The sequence below is a fragment of the Kribbella sp. NPDC056345 genome (genome assembly GCF_042262745.1).
In the GTDB taxonomy this organism is placed as follows: domain Bacteria; phylum Actinomycetota; class Actinomycetes; order Propionibacteriales; family Kribbellaceae; genus Kribbella.
Window position 1 is genome coordinate 1,187,532 of sequence record NZ_JBHJQQ010000001.1, and the last position, 22,553, is coordinate 1,210,084.

23 protein-coding genes are annotated in these 22,553 nt (G+C 68.0%); 9 read left to right on the forward strand and 14 right to left on the reverse strand.

From position 1 onward, the window contains the following. Positions 1-52: 52 nt before the first annotated feature. From ACFCV3_RS05375 to ACFCV3_RS05385, 3 genes are read right to left on the reverse strand one after another with little or no spacing between them, the layout of a single operon-like run. The gene (locus ACFCV3_RS05375) at positions 53-331 is read right to left on the reverse strand and encodes a DUF2470 domain-containing protein (protein WP_376026299.1); all 279 of its coding nucleotides are present in this window, start codon (positions 329-331) and stop codon (positions 53-55) included. Further along, positions 328-3,489 carry an HtaA domain-containing protein gene (locus ACFCV3_RS05380; protein ID WP_376026301.1) on the reverse strand — a complete coding sequence of 1,054 codons (3,162 nt, stop codon included), beginning with the start codon at positions 3,487-3,489 and terminating at the stop codon, positions 328-330. Before ACFCV3_RS05380 ends, ACFCV3_RS05375 begins: the two co-directional genes overlap by 4 nt. Further along, positions 3,486-4,223, reverse strand: a complete 738-nt coding sequence (locus tag ACFCV3_RS05385; protein ID WP_376026302.1) for a hypothetical protein — start codon at positions 4,221-4,223, stop codon at positions 3,486-3,488. The genes ACFCV3_RS05380 and ACFCV3_RS05385 overlap by 4 nt, the downstream gene beginning before the upstream one ends. A 47-nt stretch (positions 4,224-4,270) precedes the next feature. On the opposite strand from ACFCV3_RS05385, the gene ACFCV3_RS05390 reads away from it, so the two are divergent. Genes ACFCV3_RS05390 through ACFCV3_RS05405 form a run of 4 tightly spaced genes read left to right on the forward strand, consistent with a single transcriptional unit; the run spans position 4,271 to position 7,933 of the window. Further along, positions 4,271-4,957, forward strand: a complete 687-nt coding sequence (locus tag ACFCV3_RS05390; protein WP_376026303.1) for a heme oxygenase (biliverdin-producing) — start codon at positions 4,271-4,273, stop codon at positions 4,955-4,957. Beyond that, entirely contained in the window at positions 4,954-6,099 is a 1,146-nt protein-coding gene (locus tag ACFCV3_RS05395) for a hemin ABC transporter substrate-binding protein (protein WP_376026305.1), read from the forward strand. Before ACFCV3_RS05390 ends, ACFCV3_RS05395 begins: the two co-directional genes overlap by 4 nt. After that, positions 6,096-7,133 (forward strand): FecCD family ABC transporter permease, encoded by a 1,038-nt coding sequence (locus ACFCV3_RS05400; RefSeq protein ID WP_376026306.1) that lies wholly within the window; start codon positions 6,096-6,098, stop codon positions 7,131-7,133. Before ACFCV3_RS05395 ends, ACFCV3_RS05400 begins: the two co-directional genes overlap by 4 nt. Positions 7,134-7,171: 38 nt before the next feature. Next, on the forward strand, positions 7,172-7,933 hold the full coding sequence (locus ACFCV3_RS05405; RefSeq protein WP_376026453.1) for a heme ABC transporter ATP-binding protein: 762 nt from the start codon (positions 7,172-7,174) through the stop codon (positions 7,931-7,933). On the opposite strand, the gene ACFCV3_RS05410 is transcribed toward ACFCV3_RS05405, so the two are convergent. From ACFCV3_RS05410 to ACFCV3_RS05420, 3 genes are all read right to left on the reverse strand, one after another. Beyond that, a complete protein-coding gene (locus tag ACFCV3_RS05410; protein ID WP_376026308.1) occupies positions 7,854-8,966 on the reverse strand; it encodes a hemolysin family protein in 1,113 nt (370 codons plus the stop codon). The two genes, ACFCV3_RS05405 and ACFCV3_RS05410, sit on opposite strands and share 80 nt — an antisense overlap. Continuing rightward, the gene (locus ACFCV3_RS05415) at positions 8,963-10,300 is read right to left on the reverse strand and encodes a hemolysin family protein (protein ID WP_376026309.1); all 1,338 of its coding nucleotides are present in this window, start codon (positions 10,298-10,300) and stop codon (positions 8,963-8,965) included. The genes ACFCV3_RS05410 and ACFCV3_RS05415 overlap by 4 nt, the downstream gene beginning before the upstream one ends. Positions 10,301-10,422: 122 nt before the next feature. Next, positions 10,423-10,626, reverse strand: coding sequence for a twin-arginine translocase TatA/TatE family subunit (locus ACFCV3_RS05420; RefSeq protein ID WP_376026311.1), 204 nt, complete (start codon positions 10,624-10,626; stop codon positions 10,423-10,425). Between the two features lie 66 nt (positions 10,627-10,692). Here ACFCV3_RS05420 and ACFCV3_RS05425 point away from each other — a divergent pair, with 66 nt between their 5' ends. After that, positions 10,693-11,373, forward strand: coding sequence for a TIGR03089 family protein (locus tag ACFCV3_RS05425; RefSeq protein WP_376026312.1), 681 nt, complete (start codon positions 10,693-10,695; stop codon positions 11,371-11,373). Further along, on the forward strand, positions 11,374-12,150 hold the full coding sequence (locus tag ACFCV3_RS05430; protein ID WP_376026314.1) for an SDR family NAD(P)-dependent oxidoreductase: 777 nt from the start codon (positions 11,374-11,376) through the stop codon (positions 12,148-12,150). Here ACFCV3_RS05430 and ACFCV3_RS05435 read toward each other — a convergent pair. The 4 genes from ACFCV3_RS05435 to ACFCV3_RS05450 form a co-directional block, all read right to left on the reverse strand. After that, complete coding sequence (locus ACFCV3_RS05435) at positions 12,147-12,470, reverse strand: hypothetical protein (protein ID WP_376026316.1); 324 nt, start codon at positions 12,468-12,470, stop codon at positions 12,147-12,149. The two genes, ACFCV3_RS05430 and ACFCV3_RS05435, sit on opposite strands and share 4 nt — an antisense overlap. Before the next feature lie 25 nt (positions 12,471-12,495). Further along, positions 12,496-13,452, reverse strand: coding sequence for a UDP-glucose 4-epimerase GalE (gene galE, locus ACFCV3_RS05440; protein WP_376026317.1), 957 nt, complete (start codon positions 13,450-13,452; stop codon positions 12,496-12,498). A gap of 79 nt (positions 13,453-13,531) precedes the next feature. Then, on the reverse strand, positions 13,532-15,622 hold the full coding sequence (locus ACFCV3_RS05445) for a spermidine synthase (RefSeq protein ID WP_376026318.1): 2,091 nt from the start codon (positions 15,620-15,622) through the stop codon (positions 13,532-13,534). 89 nt (positions 15,623-15,711) lie between these two features. Continuing rightward, entirely contained in the window at positions 15,712-16,563 is an 852-nt protein-coding gene (locus ACFCV3_RS05450) for a serine protease (protein ID WP_376026320.1), read from the reverse strand. A gap of 263 nt (positions 16,564-16,826) precedes the next feature. Between ACFCV3_RS05450 and ACFCV3_RS05455 the strand changes: the two genes are divergently transcribed. Then, entirely contained in the window at positions 16,827-18,293 is a 1,467-nt protein-coding gene (locus ACFCV3_RS05455) for an LCP family protein (protein ID WP_376026322.1), read from the forward strand. A 12-nt stretch (positions 18,294-18,305) separates the two neighbouring features. Next, a complete protein-coding gene (locus ACFCV3_RS05460; RefSeq protein ID WP_376026455.1) occupies positions 18,306-19,304 on the forward strand; it encodes a glycosyltransferase family 2 protein in 999 nt (332 codons plus the stop codon). Between the two features lie 183 nt (positions 19,305-19,487). On the opposite strand, the gene ACFCV3_RS05465 is transcribed toward ACFCV3_RS05460, so the two are convergent. The 4 genes from ACFCV3_RS05465 to ACFCV3_RS05480 are packed head-to-tail and all read right to left on the reverse strand — an operon-like array spanning position 19,488 to position 21,853. Beyond that, a complete protein-coding gene (locus ACFCV3_RS05465; RefSeq protein WP_376026324.1) occupies positions 19,488-20,189 on the reverse strand; it encodes a tyrosine-protein phosphatase in 702 nt (233 codons plus the stop codon). Beyond that, the gene (locus ACFCV3_RS05470; RefSeq protein ID WP_376026326.1) at positions 20,190-20,834 is read right to left on the reverse strand and encodes a hypothetical protein; all 645 of its coding nucleotides are present in this window, start codon (positions 20,832-20,834) and stop codon (positions 20,190-20,192) included. An 18-nt stretch (positions 20,835-20,852) separates the two neighbouring features. Further along, the gene (locus ACFCV3_RS05475; protein ID WP_376026328.1) at positions 20,853-21,176 is read right to left on the reverse strand and encodes an AzlD domain-containing protein; all 324 of its coding nucleotides are present in this window, start codon (positions 21,174-21,176) and stop codon (positions 20,853-20,855) included. Beyond that, a complete protein-coding gene (locus ACFCV3_RS05480; protein WP_376026329.1) occupies positions 21,173-21,853 on the reverse strand; it encodes an AzlC family ABC transporter permease in 681 nt (226 codons plus the stop codon). The genes ACFCV3_RS05475 and ACFCV3_RS05480 overlap by 4 nt, the downstream gene beginning before the upstream one ends. A 69-nt stretch (positions 21,854-21,922) precedes the next feature. Here ACFCV3_RS05480 and ACFCV3_RS05485 point away from each other — a divergent pair, with 69 nt between their 5' ends. Next, positions 21,923-22,477 (forward strand): helix-turn-helix domain-containing protein, encoded by a 555-nt coding sequence (locus ACFCV3_RS05485; RefSeq protein ID WP_376026331.1) that lies wholly within the window; start codon positions 21,923-21,925, stop codon positions 22,475-22,477. Positions 22,478-22,553: the final 76 nt, after the last annotated feature.

Here is a 22,553-nt window from a genome sequence, read left to right on the forward strand (position 1 = left end):
CCACCAAATGCCGCTCGGGGGGGGCCGGTGGGGGTTAGCAGGTGGCCGGGGGTCAGTGGGGTTGGGTTTGGCGGTGCATGCGGGCGAACTCGGAGCGGAACTGGGGGCGGTCGGTGATTGGTTCCGACCAGGGGATGCGGACTTCGACCGGGTGGCCGGCGACGGTTGCGGTGAAGACGGCGGCGGTTGGGTCGAGGGCGGTGAGTTCGACGGCGGTGGCGTCGGGCTGGTGGCCGAGGATCTGGACGATCTCCAGCGAGTGGCCGCCGTGGTCGGTGTTCATGTGCTTGAGCACGGCCTCGACGATGTCTGGGGTGAAGGGGTGTGTCATGAGTGCTTCCTTCGGGTGGTGAAGGTGATCAGCAGGCCGGTTAGGAGGAGTACGGCGCCGCCGATGGGGAGCCAGAGGCCGGCGCCGCCGGTGTTGGCGAGGGAGCCGGTTGGCTTGGTGGGTGGGTTGGTTACCGGCGGCTGCGTTGTAGTGGGAGACGGGGTGGGTGTGGGGGTGGGCATCGGCGTCACGGCCGAGGTGACTGAGAAGTTCGCCGAGGCGGTCAGACCCGACGGTCCCATCAGAGTCAGCACGTGTTTGCCGATGGCGAAGTCGTTCGGCACCTTCCAGGCGAACCGCACGTTGCCGTCCGCATCCGCCTCCTGCTCACCCAGCGTCGTACCAACAGCCAGAGCCGAGGCCGTCGCAAACTCCAACGGCACCCGTACGTCGAACGCCCGGTTCGCCGTCGACCGGTGGTCCGCACGCAAGTACAGAACACAGCCGCGAGGGGTAGAAGTACAGTCGGTCAGGTCATCCTTCGACGCCACCGTCACTGTCGTTCGGGCCACCAGGTCGGTCCCGATCCGTACGACGATGTTCTCGGAACCGGCGTACGGATAGTTGGTGATCCACGCCGACTGCCCGCTCTTGCCTGTCAGATCGGCACCACCGATCGCCGGCGACGCGGTCTGCCCGGCACCGTTGTCGACCGCCGTCATCACGTAGAACCCGTTCGGCGCCGCCGCGGTGTTCTCGCGACTGTTCCGCAACCCGCTGACCTTGACCGCAAGCTGCGCGCCGTTCGTCAGCACGAGCTTGCCACCGGCAACTGACAAAGCCTTACCGTTCGCCGAGCTGACCGTCACCGTCTGACCATTCGCATTGCTGAAGCTGAACTCCGGCGCATCCGTCGCACCATCCACCGCCGCCGAAACCTTCCGCCCAGCCGGGAACCCGCTGCCCTCAGCAACCAATTCGCCGCCCTGCTTCACCGCAGACGTCACCGTGACCTTGGGATCAGCTCCGGCAACCGTCAGCACAGCAGCCGCAGACGTAGCCGACCCAGCTGCGTTGCTGAACACAGCCCGGAACCGCGCCCCGTTGTCAGCAGCCTGTACGGCGTCCACCTTCAACGTGCTCGTCACCGCAGACGGCGACGCGATCGGCGCCCACATCTTCCCCTCATCACCACTACGTTCCCACTGCACAGTCGGAACCGGCGTACCGGTCGCCGCCGCCGTGAACTCAACGTTGCCCCCAGCAACAATCGCAAGTCCACGCGGCTGAGCAGTCACGACCGGCAGCACCGGCTGCGGTCCAGCATTCTTGAAGGTGATCGCACGGAACACGTCCTGCGTCCGATCCCCGCGCAGGTCGACCGCCTCGTTGTCCGAGGCAAGCGGTGAGTTGAAGCTCGCGAGGTAACAAGCGACCGCCTCACAGTCGATCTTCACGCCTTCATTGGTAAACGTCACCGCAGTCTGCACCGTGGTCTCGAACGTCCCCGCCGCCGTGGTGACAACCCGCTGCGCCCCGGAGAACGGCGAGGGGTTCGACGAACCCGACGTACCTTGCGGCGTCTGCGCGACATACAGCGCACGGTTCGGCGCATACCCCGCACCCGTCACGCGCACGGTCTGCCCGTCACTCAGGTCGGCATGAGGCGCAACAGTCAGCACCGCAGTGCCGCCACCGAAGACCACCGGCTTGAGCAGTTCCTGCGGTGCATTCGGCGCAGCACCACCAGCGGCGTACGTCGCGATGCCGTAGGTCCCCGACGCCGTATCGGCCGGCTTCACGTTCACCGTGGCTTCGAAGGTCCCATCCGGGTTCAGCGTCACGAACGCCGGATCCTGCCCTGGGCGAGAAGCATCCGGCAGCGCCCACTTCTGATCGAGCACGCGGCGCGCACCGGCCGGTGCCCCCTCGGACGGCCGCCAGGTCTTGTCGAAGCTGCCGAACACGACGTACACACCAGCAGGCTTGCCGGGCGTAACCGGCGGCCGGGTCGACGGGTTCGACGCCGGGTCGAAGCCGCTACCGCGAACCGTCGCCACCACACCAGCCGCCGGGACGGTACCGAGCGGCTTGCCGTCCGGCCCCAGTACGTCGATCTTCGGTTGCCAGGTCGGGGTCGTGGTCAGCCGAACCGCGAAGCTGACCGGATCGAGCGCCGTACCGGCCGCATAAAAGCCGGCGAACGCGGGCACACCGGCCGAAGTCAGCGTCGCCGGCGCACCGACGACAGTCGCGACGCCATCCTTGATCTCCACCGGCTTGGTGGCGAAGTCGAGGGCGGCCAGCTCCACGTCGTCGTACGTCGCCGGCTGGCCGGTCTCCAGGCTCTTGCTGACCACGTCGGCGATGATCTTGCCGGTACTCCCGTTGAGCGCGATCCGCAGGTCGCGCACGGTCACCTCGAGCAGCGGATTGCCCGCCTGCATCTCGTGCCCCTTGAAGTACACGCCACCCTCGAAGCCCACCTTCTCCGCAGTCCCCGTGCCATTGGCGAAGCGGAACGAACCATCGGTACGACGAGTCGCCGGAGCCTGCACGGCGATCGAACCGTGCGCGATCGGGCCCTCGACGTACGTGCGGAACGATGCCTTCAGCCCCCAGTCCAGCGAACCGACCGGCGGTGGCGGGGTGGTCGGCGGGGTGTCGCCCGCGAACGTCACCTTGACGGCGAGCTCGTGCGCCGCGTTGACCGCACCGCCGCCGGGGTAGGTGTAGACGCCGTAGTTGCGCGGGTTCTCCGCAACCTTCTTCGTCTTCACCGTCAGCTCGAACGTGCCGTCCGGGTTCAGCAGAACCATCCGCGGCTTCTGCGCCGGGAAGTCGGTCGAGACCTGGTCGTACGACGGTTGCGGTACCGCCCACTTGGTGTCGAGCAGCGTCCGGGTGGTCGCGTCCGCACCGGTCGACGGCTGCCAGTTGTCGGCGAACGACCCGAACACGACGTACACGCCGGCAGGCTGACCGACGGTGACCGGCGGGCGCAGCGAGGCGTTGGCCGCCGGGTCGAACCCAGACCCCTTCACCACAAGGTCCTCACCCGCTGTGATCTCGGAGGTCTTCGAAACCTCGATCTTCGGAGTGAAGGTCGGTACTGCCGGAGTCGGTGTGACCTCAGCCGAAGCTGGGTTCAGACCGATACTGGACGCGGCGACCGCCGCCAAACTCGCGAACAGTGCGAAGCCGAGGCGGCGGCTCATGCCGAGGTCTCCTTCTGCGAAGTGGTCTTGCGTCGGCTGACCAGGATGAGGGCGGCACCACCACCGAGCAGTACGACGGCCGCTGCCGCGAAGCCGATCGCCAGACCGCCGGTGTTGGCCAGGTTGCCGGTCGGCTTGTCCTTACCGCCACCGGTGTTCGGGGTGCTGGGTGCGGTGGTGGGCTGGTTGGTCGCACTGGGCGTCGTGGTGGGCTGACCGCTCGAGCCCGTGAACGTGACCGGGATCAGCACGTCGGCGCTGCGATCCGCCGTGCGGGTGTGGTCTGCGCGTGTCCCGATCACACAGCCGAGTGGAGCGACCTTCTTGTCCAGGCAGTTGGTGAACTGATCCTTGGCCTTCACCGTCAGCTGCACCTGGAACGACCCCTTGCCACCCGACTGGGTGAACGGCCGCGCCAGCCCTTCGCCGTACGACGGCGGGTTCGACGAGATCCACACCGACGAACCGGATTCACCCTTCATGTCCACCCCACCCAGGCACGGCGAAGGTAGTTGCCCAGGGCCCTTGTTCACGCAGAACGCGACGTAGATCCCCTTGTTCAGGTCGAATCCGTTGCCGCGCACGGTGACCTTGGTCCCGGCCGGATTCAGCCCGGTCGTCACCGACGCCGTCACCGTCTGCCCGCTCGGCCCACTCGCCGCCTGCGCGGCCAGCGGCCAGCCGGCCACCCCCATCGCCACGACGGCCGCTACCAGCCCCACCCTGAATTTCACGCCACACTCCCTCACTAATTCAGTTTGGTTAGGCTAACCTAACTTAAGTGACCCTACAATCGGGCCCGTCGGCCACCGCTCAGCCGCCGTTCTCGCAACGCTTCCGGGAACGCAGTCAGCTCATGCACCGCGACACCGGTGCGAGCGCCTATCTCGCTGCCCTGACCAAGGGCCACCTCGACCTGAGCGGGTACGCCGCGCTGGTCGCTCAGCACGCGGTGATCTACCGCGCCCTCGAGGAGCTCGGCGAACAGCTCGCCGACGACCCGATCGCCGGCCGCTTCGTCTTCCCGGACCTGTACCGCCGCGAGTGGCTGCAGGCGGATCTCGAGTACCTCAAATCCCGCGGCCTCCCGATCCCGGAGCCGACGCCACAGACGCTCCGCTACATCGAGCGGCTCAAGGAACTGGCCACCTGGCCCGGTGGCTTCATCGCGCACCACTACGTCCGCTACCTCGGCGACATCGCCGGAGGCCAGTCGATCGGCCGCCAGGTCGCGACGCACTACGGTCTGGTGCCCGGTGGCGACGGCGTACGGTTCTATGTCTTCGACAAGATCTCGCCGAAGCCCTTCCGCGAGACCTACCGGCAGTTGCTGGACGAGACGCCGTTCGACGAGACCGAGCAGCAGCAGGTCCTGGACGAGGTACTGGTCGCGTTCCGCTACAACATCGACATCCTGACCGAGCTCGCCGAGCAGGTCCTCCCCCGCTACCCGCAGGTCGCGTCGTGACGCTCGATCTCTCCCGGATCTCCCGTACGGCGATCCTCGTCGTACTGCTGTTGCTCGTGGCAATGGGTTGCGCCGGACCGGCAACATCGAACACGTCCGCCGAGCAACCGGCGACTGTCGACGCCTGCCGCCCACCGGTGAAGGGTTTCGCGGTCACCGCCGATGCCGATGGCAATCCATTGCCCAAGGCAACCACATCCCCGGCCACCGGCGCCGACCCGCACACCCTGACCGGGCCGGCCACGGCGACGCTGACCGACCACGCGATCCACCCGGTCGCGTCGTCGGCCGCACCGAAGCTGCCGGTCGACGTGAAGTCGTGTGACGGCAAGCAGGTACAGGTCAAGGACGCCAGCCGGATCATCGCGGTCGACCTCTACGGCACGCTGGCCGAGATCGTGTTCAGCCTCGGACTCGGCGACAAGGTCGTCGGCCGGGACACCTCGACCGGCTTCCCCGAAGCGGCGCATTTGCCCAAGGTGACCCCGAGCGCTCACGACCTGAACGCCGAGGCGATCCTGTCGCTGGACCCGACGGTTGTCCTGACCGACAAGAGCATCGGGCCGCCCGAGGTGATCGAGCAGTTGCGGGCCTCCGGCGTACCGGTGATCTTCTTCGCCGACGCCCGGACCATGGACGGGCTGCCGAGCCAGATCCGCGCGGTCGCGGGCGCCCTCGGCGTACCGGACCGTGGTGAGGAGCTGGTCAAGCGGACGTCGACCGAGATCACGTCCGCGCTGGCCCTGGCGCCGACCGGTGGGAAGCCACTGCGGATGACGTTCCTGTACATCCGCGGTACGGCGGGGGTGTATCTGATGAGCGGTCCGGGTTCCGGCGCGGACGCGATGATCAAGGCGATCGGCGGGATCGACACCGGGACCGCTATCGGGCTGGACAAGTCGTTCGTGCCGCTGACCAGTGAGGCGCTGATCCGCGCGCAACCCGAGGTGATCATCGTGATGACCGAGGGGCTGAAGTCGGTGAAGGGCGTCGACGGGCTGCTCAAACTGCCCGGGCTCGGCCAGACGCCGGCCGGTCAGCACCGCCGGATCATCGACATGAACGACACCGAACTGCTCGGTTTCGGCCCGCGGACCGGCCGGACCGTCGCCGCGCTCGCCAAGGCGGTCTACACGCCTTGAGCCGGTTGCGTTCGGTAGGCCTGCTTGGCTTCCTGACCGTTGCGCTGGTGGTGCTGGTGATCGTGGCCGCGGGAATCGGGCAGCTCCGGATCCCGCCGGCCGAGATCGTCGGATCGCTGCTGCATCGGCTAGGACTGGATCTCGGGCCGATGCCCAGCCATCCCCAGGGCGACAACGCGTTGTGGAAGGTGCGGTTCCCGCGGGTGGCGCTCGCCGTACTGGTCGGGGCCTCGCTGGCGACCGCGGGCGCGCTGATGCAGGGCGTCTTCGGCAACCCACTGGCCGAGCCGTCGGTGGTCGGGGTGTCGTCGGGCGCCGCGGTCGGGGCTTCGCTCGTCATCGTCACCGGCGTGACGTACCTCGGCAACTGGACGATCGCCGTCGCCGCGTTCATCACCGGATTGGGTACGACGTTGCTCGTGCATTCGTTGTCCCGGTCCAGCGGGCGGACCGAGGTGGTCACGTTGGTCCTGACCGGGATCGCGGTGAACTCGTTGGCGTTCACGCTGATCTCCTTCGCCACGTTCATCGCGAACACGAGTGCCCGCGAGCAGCTCGTCTTCTGGCAGCTCGGCAGCCTGAACGGCGCTACCTGGCCGGCCGTGACCGCGGTTCTGCCGTTCACCGTGGCCGGTCTGATCGCGTCCGTCGTACTGGCTCGGCGACTGGATCTGTTGTCGCTGGGTGATCGGTCGGCGGGGCATCTGGGGGTGGACGTCGAGCGGCTGCGGCTGACCGTGATCGTGGTGGTTGCACTGCTGGTCGGGGCGAGCGTGGCGTTCTCGGGCATCATCGGCTTCGTCGGGCTGGTCGTGCCGCACCTGATCCGGATGGTCGCCGGGCCGGGGCATCGGTTGCTGCTGCCGGCTAGTGCTTTGGGCGGCGCGGTTCTGGTGATCGTCGCGGATCTGCTGGCCCGGACGTTGATACGCAACGCTGATCTGCCGATCGGCATGATCACCTCCCTCGTCGGCGCCCCGTTCTTCTTCTGGCTCCTGCGCCGGACCCGCACCCGGCAGGGAGGTTGGGGGTGAGGCGCCGGCTGCCGTCCCGGCTGCCAACCGGTACGACGATCGCCGAGGTGCGCGACGTGTCGCTATCACTCGGCGGTACGCCGATCCTGGACGGGGTCAGCCTGTCCGTCCGCACCGGTGAGGTGCTGGCTCTCGTCGGCCCGAACGGCGCCGGCAAGTCCACGCTGCTCGGTGTCCTGTCCGGCGACCACGCACCCGACGCCGGCTCGGTCTTCCTAGGCGGGGAACCGCTGAACCACTGGTCCCCCGTGGAGACCGCGATGCGCCGGGCCGTGATGTTGCAGCAGGCAACGATCTCGTTTCCGTTCAGTGTCGCCGACATCGTCGCCATGGGCCGCGCCCCCTGGTACGGAACCACCCGCGCCGACGACGACGAACACGCCGTACGCGCCGCGCTGGGGACCGCAGATATCACCGAGTTCCGCGACCGAGTCTTCAGCTCGCTCTCAGGCGGAGAGCGCGCACGCGTGTCGCTGGCCCGGGCGTTGGCCCAAGAAGCCCAGCTCCTCCTCCTCGACGAACCAACAGCAGCCCTGGACCTCCACCACCAGGAAGCAGTCCTCCAACTGACTCAAGAATCTGCAGGTGGAGGTGATGCGGTGGTGGTCGTGGTGCATGACCTCAACTTGGCCGCGGGCTACGCGGATCGGGTTGCTGTTCTCTCGCGCGGGAGGGTTGTTGCTGATGGGGAGCCGGGTGAGGTGCTGACTGCTGAGTTGCTCAGTGAGGTTTATCGGCACCCGGTGGAGGTGTGGCCGCATCCGGGGAGCGGCGCTCCGGTGATCTTGCCGCGGCGCTGACGATCGGGTCGGTCTCGTCGTCGAACTCACCGATGACCTGTTCCAGCAGGTCTTCGAGGGCGACCACGCCGAGCGGGTCGGTGCCGGTGCACACGACGGCCAGTTGGGAGCGGTGGTCGCGCATGGTGCGGATGGCGGTGGCTACTGGGGTGGTGGGAGCGAGGTTGAGGGGTGCGGTCATCAGTTCGGCGGCTCGGAGCGTCGTACCGCCGCTGGTGGTGGCGCGGGCGGCGTCGCGGACGTGCACGATGCCGCAGATCGTCGTACCGCTCATGACTGCGAGGCGGGAGCGGCCTTCGCGGCGGCTGGTCAGTTCGACGTCACGGGCCGAGGCGGTGGACGGGACGGTGGCGAGGCGATCCATCGGCACCATCACCTGGGCGATCGTGATGTTCTGCAGGGCAAGCATCGCGGTCAGCAGGTCGTGTTCCGGCTCCTCGAGGGTGCCGTGCTCGCGGGACGACTCGATCAGCAGCCGGAGCTCATCGGGGCCGTGGGCGCTGGCCAGTTCGTTCTGCGGGGTGACTCCGACCAGGCGGATGCACAGGTTGGCGATCCAGTTCAGCGCGAGCAGGAGCGGGCGAACGACGTACGTGAAACCGCGGAACGGCAGCGCCAGCGCCTGTGCCGCGCGCTCCGGGTTGCTGATCGCCCACGACTTCGGCGCCATCTCACCGAGCAGCACATGCAGCAGACCGATTCCGCCGACCGCGATGATCAGCGCGATCACGTGCCCCACGCCCTCGGGGATGTGCGCGAGCTCGAACAACGGGTGCAGCAGATGCGCGACCGCCGGCTCACTCAGCGAACCCAGCCCCAGCGTGCACAACGTAATCCCGAGCTGCGCACCCGCGAGCATCAGCGACAGCTCGCTGATCCCCCCGATGGCGGCCCGGGCGGACCGGCTGCCCGCTGCCGCGGCCTCCTCGAGCCGATGCCGCTTGGACGCGACCAGGGCGAACTCGGCCGCCACGAAGAACCCGTTCAGTGCCAGCAGACCAACCGAGATGATCAGGGCGAGCGACGTACTCATGCCACCCGCTCCATCTCGACGAGACCGGGCACGCGACGTTCCAACGTCTGTACGACGAGCTTGACGAACTCCGGCGGTATCGGCCGCCCCTCGTGGTCGAGCCGGTGCGGAAGCTCCACGACGATCTCGTCACCGACCACCGGGATCCGGCCGAGCCGTGCCATCACCAGCCCGGACACGGTCTCGTAGTCATCCGACTCGGGCAACGCCACCCCGGTCGCCTCCTCGACCTCGTCGAGCCGCCACCGCGCAGGCAGGACCCACGAGCCGTCACCACCCTGGACCGGCGAAGTCTCCGGCAGATCGTCCTCGTCCCGGATCGCACCGACCAGCTCCTCGGCGATGTCCTCGAGCGTGACGATGCCCGCGAAACCGCCGTACTCGTCGACCACGATCGCGAGCTGGCGGTGCGCCGTACGGAGCCGTTCGAGCACGACAGGTAGTGGGAGCGTGGACGGTACGACGACCGGCGGCGAGGCGAGTGAGCCGACGGTGACGTGGCCGCGGTCGGCCGGTTCGACCTCGACGACATCGCCGATCGCGATCACCCCGACCACCTCGTCGACCGAACCCGCGATCACCGGGAACCGGCTGTGCCCGGTGTCCTGCAGCTCGACCACCCTGGTCAGCGGCTCGTCCTGGTGCACGGTGACCACGTCGACCCGCGGCACCATCGCCTCGTCGGCGATCCGGCCGCGGAAGTCCAGACCACGGTCCAGCAGCCGCATCGTGTCCTCGTCCAGCAACCCCTGCTCGTACGAGGAGACGATGATCCGGTCCAGCTCCTGGGCCGTCGCACCCTGGGGCAGCTCCTCGACCGGTTCGATCCCAACCCGGCGCAGAATCCGGTTCGAGGCGGTGTCGAAGACGCGGATGATCGGTCCGGCGATCGTCAGGTACAGCAGCGTCGACCGTGACAACCGCAGCGCGATCGCCTCGGCCCTCGCGATCGCCAGGTTCTTCGGCGCGAGCTCACCCAGGACCATCTGAATCACGGTCGCCAGCAGTAGCGCGGCGATCACCGACACCGAAACACTCACGGTCTCCGGCACTCCAGCCGACCCGAGGACACGCGCGAGCCCCTCGCCCAGATACGGCTCGGCGAAGTACCCCGCCAGCAACGCCGTCACCGTGATCCCGACCTGCGACCCCGACAACACGAACGAAAGCCGCGAGGTCACCTTCAACGCCCGCACCGCCGCCGCATCACCGCCGTCGGCCAGCGTCCGCAGCCGGCTCCGATCCACCGCCACGTACGCGAACTCCTGCGACACGAAGTAGCCCGTGGCAACAGTCAGCACCAGGATCAACCCCAGGCCGCCCACAATCAGCATGCCCCGACCCTAGGTGATCACCCTCGTGGCGACACGACCGACAGGAGGTCTGGGGTCGCGCCGCGAGCCCGCCCGCTCACGGCGCGGCCGCAAACCTTCTGTCAGGCCGACACCTCCTGTCGTTAGTGCCGGCTCTCCGACTTCGGCGCAGCCTCGACCGCCGGATTCTGCTCGTCGTCGCCGTTCTGGACCTTCTTGAACTCCTTCAGCGCCTGCGCGGCGCCCCGGGCGAGTTCGGGGAGCTTGTTCGCGCCGAACAGCAGCACCACGACGACCAGGATGACGAGCCACTCGCCGCCCGCGGGCATCTCCAACTGTGGAACCATGACCAGCCTTCTTTCCGGTAGTCCCCTCCCAACGTACGTCCGCCGACGGACCGTAGGGTGGGCCATATGTCACAGGTTCTGCCCGAGGTTTTCGCCGCTGCGGTCCGCCGGGACGGCGCCGGCCCGCTCCTCACCTACTACGACGACGAGACGGGTGAGCGGATCGAACTCAGCGCGCTGACCACGGCGAACTGGGTGGCCAAGACCGCCAACCTGCTCGTCGACGAGTACGACCTGGAGGCAGGCGAGACCGTCGCGATCGGTCTGCCGCCGCATTGGCTCGGCGTGGTCTGGGCGCTCGCGACCTGGTCGGCCGGCGCCTCGCTCACCTCTGGCATCGGCGCCCTGGCAATCACCGGGCCCGAGCTGGATACAACTGGTGAGCGGGAGACGATCGCATCTGCGCTGCTACCGCTCGGCGGGCGGTTCCGCGAGGCGCTGCCGGACGGCGTCCACGACTACGGGGCCGAGGTCTACAACCACCCCGACGTGTTCGTCCCGTTCGACTCCCCTTCCGCCGACTCCCCGGCGTACGACGAACTCACCCATGCCGACCTGATCGGCACGGCGGAACCGATCGCCGACCGGATCCTGACCACCCGGGACCTGACGACCCGGGACGGACTTAGGGTCTTGATCGGGGTCATCATCGGCGGCGGCTCGATCGTGTTGTGCCGCAACCTGGACCCCACGAAGCTCGACCGCCGGGTGGCGGACGAGAAGGTCGATCGAATCCTGGAGGACTAGGTGCGGTTCGAGGGGCGGGTGGCACTCGTCACGGCGGGGGCGCAAGGGATCGGGGCCGCGGTGGTACGGCGGTTCGCGGCCGAAGGTGGTTCGGTCGTGATCACCGATCTGCAGGAGGACAAGATCGGGGAGCTCGCGGCCGAGCTCGGTGACCGGGCGATCGGGGTACGGACCGATGTGACGAGTCGCGCGGACGTCGATGCCGCGGTGGCCGCAGCGGTCGAGCGGTTCGGGCGGCTGGACGTCGTCGTCAACAACGCGGGCGGTTGTATCGTCACGAGCGTTCCCGAGGACACGACCGATGAGGACTGGCACCGCCAGCTCGACCTGACGCTGGTCGGCGCCTCGCGCTGTATCCAGGCGGCCCTGCCGCACCTGGTGGAGTCCCGCGGCAACGTGGTCACGATCAGCTCCGTCAACGGGTTGGCCGCCTTCGGCAACGTCGAGTACTCGGCGGCGAAGGCCGGCCAGATCGCGATGACCCTGAACTACGCTTCCCGCTACGGCAAGCTCGGCGTCCGCTTCAATGTCGTTGCCCCCGGCACCATTCGGACGCCGAACTGGGACAACCAGCTGGAGACGCTGGAGAAGTTCAAGAAGCTCTACCCGCTGGGCCGGATCGGCGAACCCGAGGACATCGCGGCCGCGGTCGCGTTCCTCGCCTCCGACGACGCCTCCTGGATCACCGGCCACACCTTGCCGGTCGAGGGCGGCGTGCTGACCGGTCCGAACCTGGTCGACCTGAGCCCGTCCGGGCCGTTCAAGAAGGAGTACTAGAAGTTGAACCAGTAGGCCACCCGCAACGGCAGCCCGCTGACCGCGATCCCGAACCACACTCCGCGTCGGATCAAGCACCCACCGCGATGCCCCCGCCGGGCCTGCAGCACGGTGGCACCCACCACGAGCAGGCCCAGTACGGCGAGCAATGCGGCTCCGAAGGTGGTCCAGCCGCCGATCAGCGAGCCGACGCCCAACGCGATCCAGATCAGCCCGCCGATGAAGGACGCCGGACTGTACGCCGAGTCCCGCGTCCGCCACGGTTGCCGGGGCGCCTCCGGACGCAGGTACGCCGGCATGTCGTCGAACCCATCAGCCATGGCCGGACTGTAGCCACGCCAGGGCTCAGCGGTTGGCGGGCCACGCCTTCCAGGCCGAGGCGAACATCTCGTCGACGGTGTGGGTGTTCTTCCAGCCGAGGTCACGGGCGGCGAGCTCACCCTGCGCGACCACGCGGGACGGATCGCCGGGCCGACGCGGGCCCTCGGTCGGGGTGAAGTCGATGCCGGTGACCCGGCGGGCAGCGTCCATGATCTGGCGGACCGACGTACCGGTCCCGCTCCCCAGGTTGTAGACGGGCTCCAGCGCCGTACCGGCGTCGAGGGCCCGCGCCGCGGCCACATGTGCACGGGCGAGGTCGGCGACGTCGACGTAGTCCTTCACCGACGTCCCGTCCGGGGTCGGGTGGTCGGTGCCGTAGATCTGCGGCACCTTCCCCTGCGAGAGCAGGTTGCAGACGATCGGGAACAGGTTGTACGGACTCGCGTCGTACACGGTCGGGTCGCCGGAGCCGACCACGTTGAAGTACCGCAACGAGGTGTGCCGCAGGTCGGTCGCCTTGGCCTGGTCGCGCAGCAACCACTCCCCGATCAGCTTCGTCTCCCCGTACGGCGATTCCGGCGCCGGCTCGGTCGTCTCGGTCACCGTCTCGACCTTCGGCGTCCCGTACACCCCCGCGCTGGACGAGAACACGATGTTCCGCACGCCCTTCTCGTCCATCGCCTCCAGCAACGACACCATCGCCGTCACGTTCTGCGTGTACGTGTGCAACGGCCGATCCACCGACACCCCGGCGTACTTGAACCCACCCAGGTGCACCACCCCACTCACCCCCTCCAGCGCACCCCGAACCGCCGCCCCGTCCAGCAGATTCGCCCGCACGAACGGCACCCCGTCCGGCACGAACTCCGCCTTCCCACTCGACAGGTCATCGACCACCACCACATCGATGCCATCAGCAAGGAACGCCCGCACCACATGCGCCCCGATATACCCAGCCCCACCAGTCACAAGCCATGTCATACAACGATCTTCGCACCCGGTACACACAAAACGGCTGGAACGGGCCAAACCCGTACCAGCCGTTCGGTGTGCTGCGGAACTAGGTCCCGATGGCTGACTCCGACTTGGGGCGCAGCAGGAACGCTCCGAGGTAGAGGACTGCGGCGATGATCAGGAGGCCGTGGAAGCCGATGATCAGGGCTGCGTACTCGAGGCAGCCGCCGAGCATGGCGCCCAGGAGGTTGGCGCCGAAGGACGCCGTGCCGTCGGCGGTGTCGGTGAAGCGCTTGGCGAAGATGACGTTGGCGGCGAAGATCGGGGTGAAGGCGATGATCACCGCGACCAGGGCGCGCAGGCCTACCGGCATCGAGAGCAGCCAGTCGTCGGGGAAGATCCAGGACACCACCAAGCCGCCGAACAGGATCGCGTACATCACCTTGGTGGGTGGTGTTCGGAAGCGTCTGGTGACTTCGACTGCGGCGAGCACCGCGACCAGGACTCCGGCGAAGACGATCGCGTTCACGACCCACGTCGTACCGAAGAGCAACGCGAAACCGGTGATGCTCTTGGTTTCCAGGAGCATGAAGCCGGCGCCGAGCAGGAAGAGGTCGGTGTACGGGCGCATGCGCTTGTACGACGATCCGCCGCCGGCGATGCCGACGCCGACGAGGCCCGCGACCAGGATCAGCCCGAGGGTGACCAGGTAGAGGGACGGGATGCGGTCGGTGAACAGGTACAGGAACGGGCGGTTGTCGGTGGCCGGCGGCGGAGTGACCGACGAGGCGCCGGCCCATTCGCCCTGGCAGTTCTGGTCGGCGGCCGTCAGACCGACGGTGACGACGGCCTGCTGCAGGGAGTCGCCGACCTTGTCCACGCAGGGCTTGTGGCCGAAGGCCTTCTCGGCGGTCAGGGCGAGGCGGTCGATCAGCCAGGTCTCGCGGTAGTAGTTGTACATCGCGAACGCGCCACCCGGGTTCAGGTGGTCACGCGCGGACTCGAACGCCTGCTGGGTGAACAGGTAGCTCTCCAGCCGCAGCGAGCTCGCACCGTTGACCAGGGTCAGCGAGTCGGGCAACGCCAGCAGGATCAGGTCGTACTTCTTGTCGGTCCGGGACAGGAACGCCCGCCCGTCGTCGATGTGCGACGACACCCGCGGGTCCTGGTACGGCCGGTCCGGGTGCAGCGCCTTGCCGATGTCGCGGATCTCCGGGTCGATCTCGACCGCGTCCACATGGGTCGCGCCCTTCTTCAGCGCGATCGCGACGTCCGAACCCGATCCCGCCCCGATGATCAGGACGTTCTTCGGCTCCTTACCGGCGTTCGCCCGCGCGTACGGCAGTCCGTACTGCGGCTCCCACTGCAACCGGGCATCCGCCGGGATCGCCTGCTGGTGCGGTACACCGTTGACCGTGATCGTCAGCAGCGGCACACCCTCGAACGTGTCCTTGGCGGTCTGCACCTTGTAGTACGGCGACCAACTGTTCTCCGACTTGGTCGACTCGTTGAACAGCACCCCGACCATCACCAGCAACGGCACCAGCACCAACCCGGCACTCAGTACGGCGGCCACCAGCGGCTGGGCGGCCACACCCCGCGCCCGGGGAATCATCAACCCGGCAAAGACGATCGTGACGATCAGCCCCCACCAGATCGGCGGCGCCCCCAGGAACGACAGGGCGGTGAAGCTGATGATGCCGATCAGCGATCCGACCAGGTCGTACCGGTACGCCGTCAGTCGCGGCAGCTCACTGAAGCAGCGGCCGACGAGTTCCGCCGGACCGGCGAGCACCACGGCCGCGGCGATGAAGACGATCGGCAGGATCACCCAGACCGGCGGACCGGTCGTGTTGAGACTGGTGAAGTAGATGACGCTCGACGAGGAGCCGCGGTCGACGGTGACGGGTTTCCACGCGATCACCAGGACCAGCAGGCCGAGCATCAGCGGCGAGTAGTACGGCAACCGCTTGGCCCGGCCGGAGCGCAGGATGCCGATCCCGATTCCGAGGAAGGAACCGAGCAGCACGAAGTTCGAGAAGTAGCTGAGATGGACGACGTTCGAGCCGGTCCAGCGAATCAGCGCGAGCTCGGTGAACAGCATCAGCGCGCTGGCCGCCACCAGCCGGGTCCGGACCCCGAAGGGGCTCGGCCAGTTCGTTGTCGTGACCTGTTCCGTGGAGGAGTCGACTGCCATGTGGCGCGACGTTACCCGAATCACAGTGTGCTACGTCACCCCAGTCCCGCCTCTGATGACGAACCGGCAGAGGCGGGACCGGATGACAGCTACTTGGCGAGGAGGCAGCCGGACTTGTTCAGGTCGATGGTGCGGGTGGCGGACAGGCAGGTGTAGAACCACCAGGTCTGCTGGCCGTACGCCGCTCCTTGGTCGACGGTGATGTTGCCCGCGGCGTCGACCTCGCACGGGTTGTTCATCGTGCAGCGTCCACCGTCCTCGTTCCCGGTGTTGTTGACGCCGATGACCTGGCCGGTCGAGGTGCTCACGATCGGCGAACCCGACGTACCGCCGATGGTCTCGCAGCCCGGCTGGCGGTACTTGATCGAGCTCTCCATCGTCCAGCTGGCTTCGCGGAGCTTGAAGATCGTCGACTGCACCGAGCAGGTGTAGATGCGCTTCCAGTAACCGGAGACGACGGCCATCCCGGCGCCGGCGGCCGGCGCGGACTGGGAGAGCGTCAGCGCCGGGACACCCAGCCGGGACTGGATCGCGGCGTAGGTCTCGGTGAGCCGGTACAGCGTGACGTCGGTCTTCGTCATCGTCGCGTACAGGACCCGGTTGGCCCGGACCGTACCGGCGTTGGTTCCGCTCGGCCGCAGCAGCGTGAACGAGCGGCTGGACGCGCGGTCCTTGATGACGACACCCGCGGCGGGCATACCGCCTTCGTAGCAGTGACCGTTGGTGAGAATCAGCGCCGGATCGGTGGACACCGACGAGGCGAACCGGACCAGCGAGCCGGAACAGTTACTGAGTGCAGCGATCCCGGTGAAGTCGCCACCTGGCGCCCGGACAGCAGTGGGAGCAGGAGCGGGGGCGGGCGCCGCCTGCGCAGCACTGAGGCCGGTCAAAGTGATCGCCGTGGCCGCAGCCACCGCAAAAAGGGGACGGAACAGTTTCATGGGGGGCGGTTCCTCACTGTCGATTTGGGCAGCACCAGGTAACCCATCTCAACGCCCGAACGCCATCACAACCGTGTGAATCTGCCCGATCACAGGGTGTATGCAGGGGTTTTCCTGCGCTCTGTGGCCGGGCTGCTACCCTTCGTCTTCGGACCCGCTCCGGCTCGAACCTTCGCGTCCCCCGGCACGTCGTACCAAGTGACCGTGGGGACGACACGGTACGGTCGGCAACAGCCCGCCCGAGCCGAGAACGGAAGGACCTCATGCCGCAGGAGAAAGCAGACCTGCGCAACCTCAGCGAGCCGGTGCGGTTCAAGCGGGCCCTGGCACTGCTGTTGATGACCCTCGTGCTGCCGGGGTCGGCGCAGATCGTGGCAGGTAGCAAACGTGCTGGGCGCTGGGCCTGGCGGGTCGTCGCGGGAATCCTCGCGATCGTCGTCTTCCTGGTCGTCCTGGGGCTGATCTGGCGCTCCGGGACCATCAACCTGCTCGCCCGCCCGGGCACCCTGCGGGTCGTCCAGGTGCTGCTGATCCTGCTGGCGATCGGCTGGGCCGCGTTGTTCGTGGATGCGTACCGGATCGCTCAGCCGATGATGCTGGAACGCAACCACCGGCTGGCGACCAGCATCCTGGATGCCGTCCTGGTGTTCGTGGTCGCCGGTGCGCTGATCTGGGCCAGCTCGTTCGTGAACACGCAGCGCGATTTCGTCGCCAGCGTCTTCGGCAACGGGCAGAAGTCGAAGGCCGAGCACGGCCGCTACAACGTGCTGCTGATGGGCGGCGACTCCGGTGCGGACCGGATCGGCACCCGGCCGGACAGCATGACGGTGGCCAGTATCGACGCGGACACCGGCCGGACCGTCCTGATCGGCCTGCCGCGCAACCTGGCCAAGGTTCCGTTCCCCGCCGGTACGGCGATGGCCAAGCAGTTCCCGAACGGTTTCGTGTGGAAGGGCTGCGAGGCCCAGTGCCTGCTGAACGCCGTCTACACCTACGCGGCCGAGCACAAGAACCTGTTCCCGGGTAACCCGAACCCCGGCGAGACCGCGACCACGCAGGCCGTCTCGGCGGTCACCGGGCTGAAGATCAACTACTTCGTCCTGATCGACCTGGCCGGCTTCCGCGACCTGCTGAACGCGGTCGGCGGAATCACCCTGGACATCGGCAAGCGGGTCCCGATCGGTGGCGGTACCTCGCCGATCAAGGGGTACATCGAGGCCGGGAAGAACCAGCACCTGGACGGGTACCACGCGCTCTGGTTCGCCCGGTCCCGGGCCGAGTCGTCGGACTACGAGCGGATGACGCGGCAGAAGTGCGTGATGTCTGCGATGCTGAACCAGCTGTCCCCGCAGACCGTGCTGACCAAGTTCCAGGGCATCGCCGCGGCCAGTAAACAAGTGGTCAAGACCAGCATCCCGGCCGGTGAGCTGGGCACCTTCACCGACCTCGCGCTGGACGCGAAGAAGCTGCCGGTGTCAAGCTTCTCCGCGGTCCCCCCGTTGATCCACACCGGCAACCCGGACTTCGACCTGATCCGTACCAAGGTGGCCCAGGCGATCCAGAAATCGGAAGCGCTGGACAAGGCCGCCTCCGAAGGAGACGGTAAGACCACCGATACCCCGAAGACCACGTCTACCAAGAAGCCGAGTACGCCGGCGAAGAAGCCGACGAACTCACCGACCAAACCCGCCAACGACGTCGATGACGTCGCTTCGATCTGTAAGGCCTGACCTGATATGCCGTTGTCCTCCTGGCCGCCCGTTTCCGTCGTGATGCCCGTGCTGAACGAGGAACGCCACCTCGAAGAGGCTGTCGGGCGCGTGCTCGACCAGAACTATCCCGGTGAGCTCGAGGTCGTGCTCGCCATCGGCCCGAGCAAGGACCGGACCCAGGAGATCGCGGACAAGCTCGCCGACCGCGATCACCGGATCAGCATCGTCGAGAACCCGACCGGCAAGACCCCGGCCGCGCTGAACGTCGGGATCGCGCACGCGCGGCACGACATCCTGGTCCGGGTCGACGGCCACGGCGCCCTCACCGACGGATACATCACCCGCGCGGTCGAGGTGCTGGACGAGAGCGGCGCGGACAACGTCGGCGGCGTGATGGCGGCCGAGGGCCGGACCCCGACCGAGATGGCGGTCGCCTGTGCGTACCGCTCGCGGCTCGGGCTGGGCGCATCGACGTTCCACCAGGGTGGCAAGGCGGGCCCGGCCGACACCGTGTACCTCGGGGTCTTCCGGCGTGCGGCGCTGGAGCGGGTCGGCGGCTTCGACGAGACCATGCACCGCGCCCAGGACTGGGAGCTGAACTACCGGATCCGCAAGACCGGTGGGCTGATCTGGTTCAGCCCGGATCTGTCGGTCACCTACCGGCCGCGCTCCTCGCTGTCCGCGGTCGCCAAGCAGTTCTTCCACACCGGCCAGTGGCGCCGCGAGGTGATCCGCCGGCACCCCGAGACCGCAAGCAAGCGCTACCTCGCCCCGCCGGTCGCCGTGATCGGGATCGTGCTCGGCACCATCCTCGGCATCATCGGCCTGATCACCGGCAACGCCTGGCTCGACCTGGGCTTCCTGGCCCCCCTCGGCTACGGCCTGCTCCTCCTCTTCGGCTCAGCCGTCGAGGGCCGCTACCTCCCCTGGAAGGCACTGGCCCAGATGCCCCTCATCTGCGCCACCATGCACATGTCCTGGGGCCTGGGCTTCCTCATCGGCCTCCGCGAAAAACCCCGCACCGTCTAGCCCGCACAGTCCAACCCAACCGTTCCCGGCCCTGTCCGGCCGCGGTTCATTTGAGCGGATATCCCCTCCTGTTGTCCCTTCTCAGTTCGTATACGAGCGGAGAAGGGGCACCGCGGACGGATATCCGTTGAAATTGCCTCGGGCCTGGGGCTGGGGCTGGGGCTGTGGAGGTGGGCGGGGGCGTTACTCGATCAGGCGGTGGCGGAGGCGGGTTAGGTCTTCGGTGGTTAGGCCGCCGTGGCGTAGGTAGGGCTCGGGGCCTCCGTAGACCTCGTCCACGTGGGCCAGGATGGCTACCAGGGACTCGGCTCGGGTGTCGCGGAACTCGATCATCTCCGGGTGCTTGGAGACGTCCGGTTCGGCGGCGAGCTGTTCTTCCAGCCACGGGGCGAGGCGGGACTGGGTGAGGTAGTAGTCGGCGATGATCTCGTCGCGTGGGACACCGGCGATGCTTAGGGCCAGGGCGACCACCATGCCGGTGCGGTCCTTGCCGCCGTGGCAGTGCACGACGACTGCACCCTCGGGTTCGTCCGCGATCGCCTTCACCGCGGCCGCGAACAGCGTCGGCCGCCGGTCCAGCATCCAAGTGCAGGCCGCGACGATCGTCGGCTGCCCGTGCTCCGGATCGGCCGGATCCGCCAGCAGTTGCCGAACCGCAATCGGTGATCCGGTGAACGGCGTCGGCGCATCCCCGACCTCACGGTCAGTGCGCAGGTCGAGGATGCGGCTGACCTCGGAACGCCGTACCGCCTCGACCCCCTCGGGCGTCAGATACTGCAGACTCTCGGAGCGGATCAGTACGCCGTACCGGATCGTGCGACCGTCGGCCGTGGGCAAGCCGCCGACATCGCGGGCGTTGCGGCAGCCGGGCCAGTCGAGATCCATTCAGCGGTCCTGTGGACGGTCGGGATTCGGACCCGGCGTGTACGGCGGCGGTGCCGGGTGCGAGTGCATCGGAGGGGCCGGCGTTCCGGGTGGCGGCGCGTAGCCGGGGACTCGGCCGACGGGCTTCCGGCGGCGCCGGAGTAGGCCGACCGTCAGCAGGACGGCTCCGAGGGCTCCGAAGATCAGGACCGAGCCGATCGCCCCGAAGATCGACAGTACGAACGCCAGCACCGAGCTCCGGGGGCCGACGGCGTAGGTCGCGCTGGTCTCCTTGTCGGTGCAGCTGACCACGTACTCCCCGGCCGGGACCGGGTCCTGCGACCGGGCCACGACGTACCAGCTGTCGCCGTTGACGGTGATCTGCTCGGTGTTCCGCGACTGCACGATCGCCACGTCGCCGGCCTGCGCGTCCTTGACCCGGCACGGCACTTCGAGCACGGGGATCGACGAGTAGATCGTCAGCCCCTTGTCCTCCAGCGTCACCGGCGTCTGGCTCTCGCCGACCGGTTGCGGCGAGGCTGGTGCCGTCGTGACGATCCGCACGACGAAGAACGCCGTGAGTGCCAGGCCGACCACGAAACATCCGATGCCGATCCAGATCGGCGTTCGTCGCGGCGCAGCCGATTGGGCGGATGAGCTGCTCATAGCAGCACGTTAGTCGGTTTAGGGAACGCCGAGGAGTCTGAGTCCAGCGGCGGTTGCGGCAGCGGCCACGACGATCAGGACGAACGGCGCTTTGCGCCAGGCGAGGATGCCACCGACCAGTACGCCGACCGGCCGGGCGACGCCGGCCGGACCGGTACCGTCGGTGAGCGCGGCGGTGGCGACGAGTGCGGTCAGCAGCACGATCGCAGCGGCCGCGAGCAGACCCTGGACCCGCTCCGGGATCTCGTACCGGCTGCGCAGCGCAGGTCCCGCGAACCGCAACGCGAAGGTGCCGACAGCAAGGATCGCAATAGCTGCCAGGAGCAGCGGGGTGTTGTTCATCGGACCGGCTCCAATGCGGGGGTGCGGTAGAACAGGAGGCCGGTCAAGGCGCACAGCACTGGCAGACCGGCGGGCAGGAACGGCGTGGTGGCCAGGGCGACGACGATTCCGACCAAGGCCGCCGTGCGGGTCGAGCGGTCACGCAGCGCCGGTAGGACCAACGCGAGCAGGACCGCGGGGAAGGCCGCGTCCAGGCCGAAGGCGTCGGTATCGGTGATGACCGAGCCGGCCGCGGAACCGATCAGCGTGCCGAGGTTCCAGCAGATGAAGATGCCGATTCCACCGGCCCAGTACGCCGCGCGGCGCTGCCGCGGATCGTCCTGGCCGATGGCGAAGGCAACGTTCTCGTCGGTCATCAGGTGGCTGCCGGGCCAGCGCCGCCAGCCGGACCCGATCGCGTCGCTGACGGCCAGGCCGAAGGGGACGTGCCGGGTGTTCACCAGCAGCCCGGCGATCATCGCCGCGATCGGGCTGCCGCCGGCCGCCACGATCCCGACGAACAGGAACTGCGAGGCCCCGGCGAACACGACGATCGACAGCAGCACCGGCACCCACCAGGGCAAGCCGCCGCCGACGCTGATCGCGCCGTACGAGATGCCGACGACGCCGTCGGCCAGGCAGACGAGGCCGATGTCGCGGGCCAGCCGCCGGTCGAGTGTTCGCCAGATCGAACGCATGGACATTATGATGAACACACGACCGCCCGTTCGTCAACTCGAACGACTGGACCGATGGAGCGAACACGGATGGACAACAAAGCCCCACTGGATGTGATCGCGGCTTCCCTGCGCCGGCACCGGGCGCGCGCCGGTCTCTCGCTCAGCGAGGTGGCCAAGCGGGCCGGTGTCGCGAAGTCGACGCTCTCCCAACTGGAGTCGGCCACCGGCAATCCCAGCGTCGAGACGTTGTGGGCGCTGGCGGTCGCGCTCGACACACCGTTCGCCACGCTGCTCGACCCGCCGCGGCCGAAGGTCCAGCTGATCCGGGCGGGCGAGGGACCGGTGCTCTACTCCGAGAACCCCGAGTACAGCGCGACACTGGTCGCCTCGAGCCCGCCATACGCGCGGCGCGACATCTACCGGATCGAGGTCAGCCCCGGCCCCGGACGCAGGTCCGACCCGCACAACCCGGGCGTCGTCGAGCACGTCATCCTCGGCACCGGGCGCGCCCTGATCGGCCCGGCCGACGAGCCGATCGAACTGCACCCCGGCGACTACATCTCCTACCCGGGCGACCTCCCGCACGTCTTCATCGGACTGGAAGAGCGAACGATCGCAACGCTCATTTCCGAGCACGTGTAACGTTAACTGCTCACCTCTGGACAATCCCGAGCAGTTCTGAGCATCATCATCGCGAGCGCTCCTGACCCGAAGTCCG

Coding starts and splice junctions, on each gene's coding strand:
- ACFCV3_RS05420 (WP_376026311.1), bottom strand. CDS start 10,626: ATGGTTCCACAGTTGGAGATGCCCGCGGGCGGCGAGTGGCTCGTCATC.
- ACFCV3_RS05480 (WP_376026329.1), bottom strand. CDS start 21,853: ATGCGTTCGATCTGGCGAACACTCGACCGGCGGCTGGCCCGCGACATC.
- ACFCV3_RS05475 (WP_376026328.1), bottom strand. CDS start 21,176: ATGAACAACACCCCGCTGCTCCTGGCAGCTATTGCGATCCTTGCTGTC.
- ACFCV3_RS05410 (WP_376026308.1), bottom strand. CDS start 8,966: ATGAGTACGTCGCTCGCCCTGATCATCTCGGTTGGTCTGCTGGCACTG.
- galE (WP_376026317.1), bottom strand. CDS start 13,452: ATGACATGGCTTGTGACTGGTGGGGCTGGGTATATCGGGGCGCATGTG.
- ACFCV3_RS05380 (WP_376026301.1), bottom strand. CDS start 3,489: ATGAGCCGCCGCCTCGGCTTCGCACTGTTCGCGAGTTTGGCGGCGGTC.
- ACFCV3_RS05470 (WP_376026326.1), bottom strand. CDS start 20,834: ATGAGCAGCTCATCCGCCCAATCGGCTGCGCCGCGACGAACGCCGATC.
- ACFCV3_RS05455 (WP_376026322.1), top strand. CDS start 16,827: ATGCCGCAGGAGAAAGCAGACCTGCGCAACCTCAGCGAGCCGGTGCGG.
- ACFCV3_RS05435 (WP_376026316.1), bottom strand. CDS start 12,470: ATGGCTGATGGGTTCGACGACATGCCGGCGTACCTGCGTCCGGAGGCG.
- ACFCV3_RS05450 (WP_376026320.1), bottom strand. CDS start 16,563: ATGAAACTGTTCCGTCCCCTTTTTGCGGTGGCTGCGGCCACGGCGATC.
- ACFCV3_RS05425 (WP_376026312.1), top strand. CDS start 10,693: ATGTCACAGGTTCTGCCCGAGGTTTTCGCCGCTGCGGTCCGCCGGGAC.
- ACFCV3_RS05465 (WP_376026324.1), bottom strand. CDS start 20,189: ATGGATCTCGACTGGCCCGGCTGCCGCAACGCCCGCGATGTCGGCGGC.
- ACFCV3_RS05445 (WP_376026318.1), bottom strand. CDS start 15,622: ATGGCAGTCGACTCCTCCACGGAACAGGTCACGACAACGAACTGGCCG.
- ACFCV3_RS05485 (WP_376026331.1), top strand. CDS start 21,923: ATGGACAACAAAGCCCCACTGGATGTGATCGCGGCTTCCCTGCGCCGG.
- ACFCV3_RS05375 (WP_376026299.1), bottom strand. CDS start 331: ATGACACACCCCTTCACCCCAGACATCGTCGAGGCCGTGCTCAAGCAC.
- ACFCV3_RS05415 (WP_376026309.1), bottom strand. CDS start 10,300: ATGCTGATTGTGGGCGGCCTGGGGTTGATCCTGGTGCTGACTGTTGCC.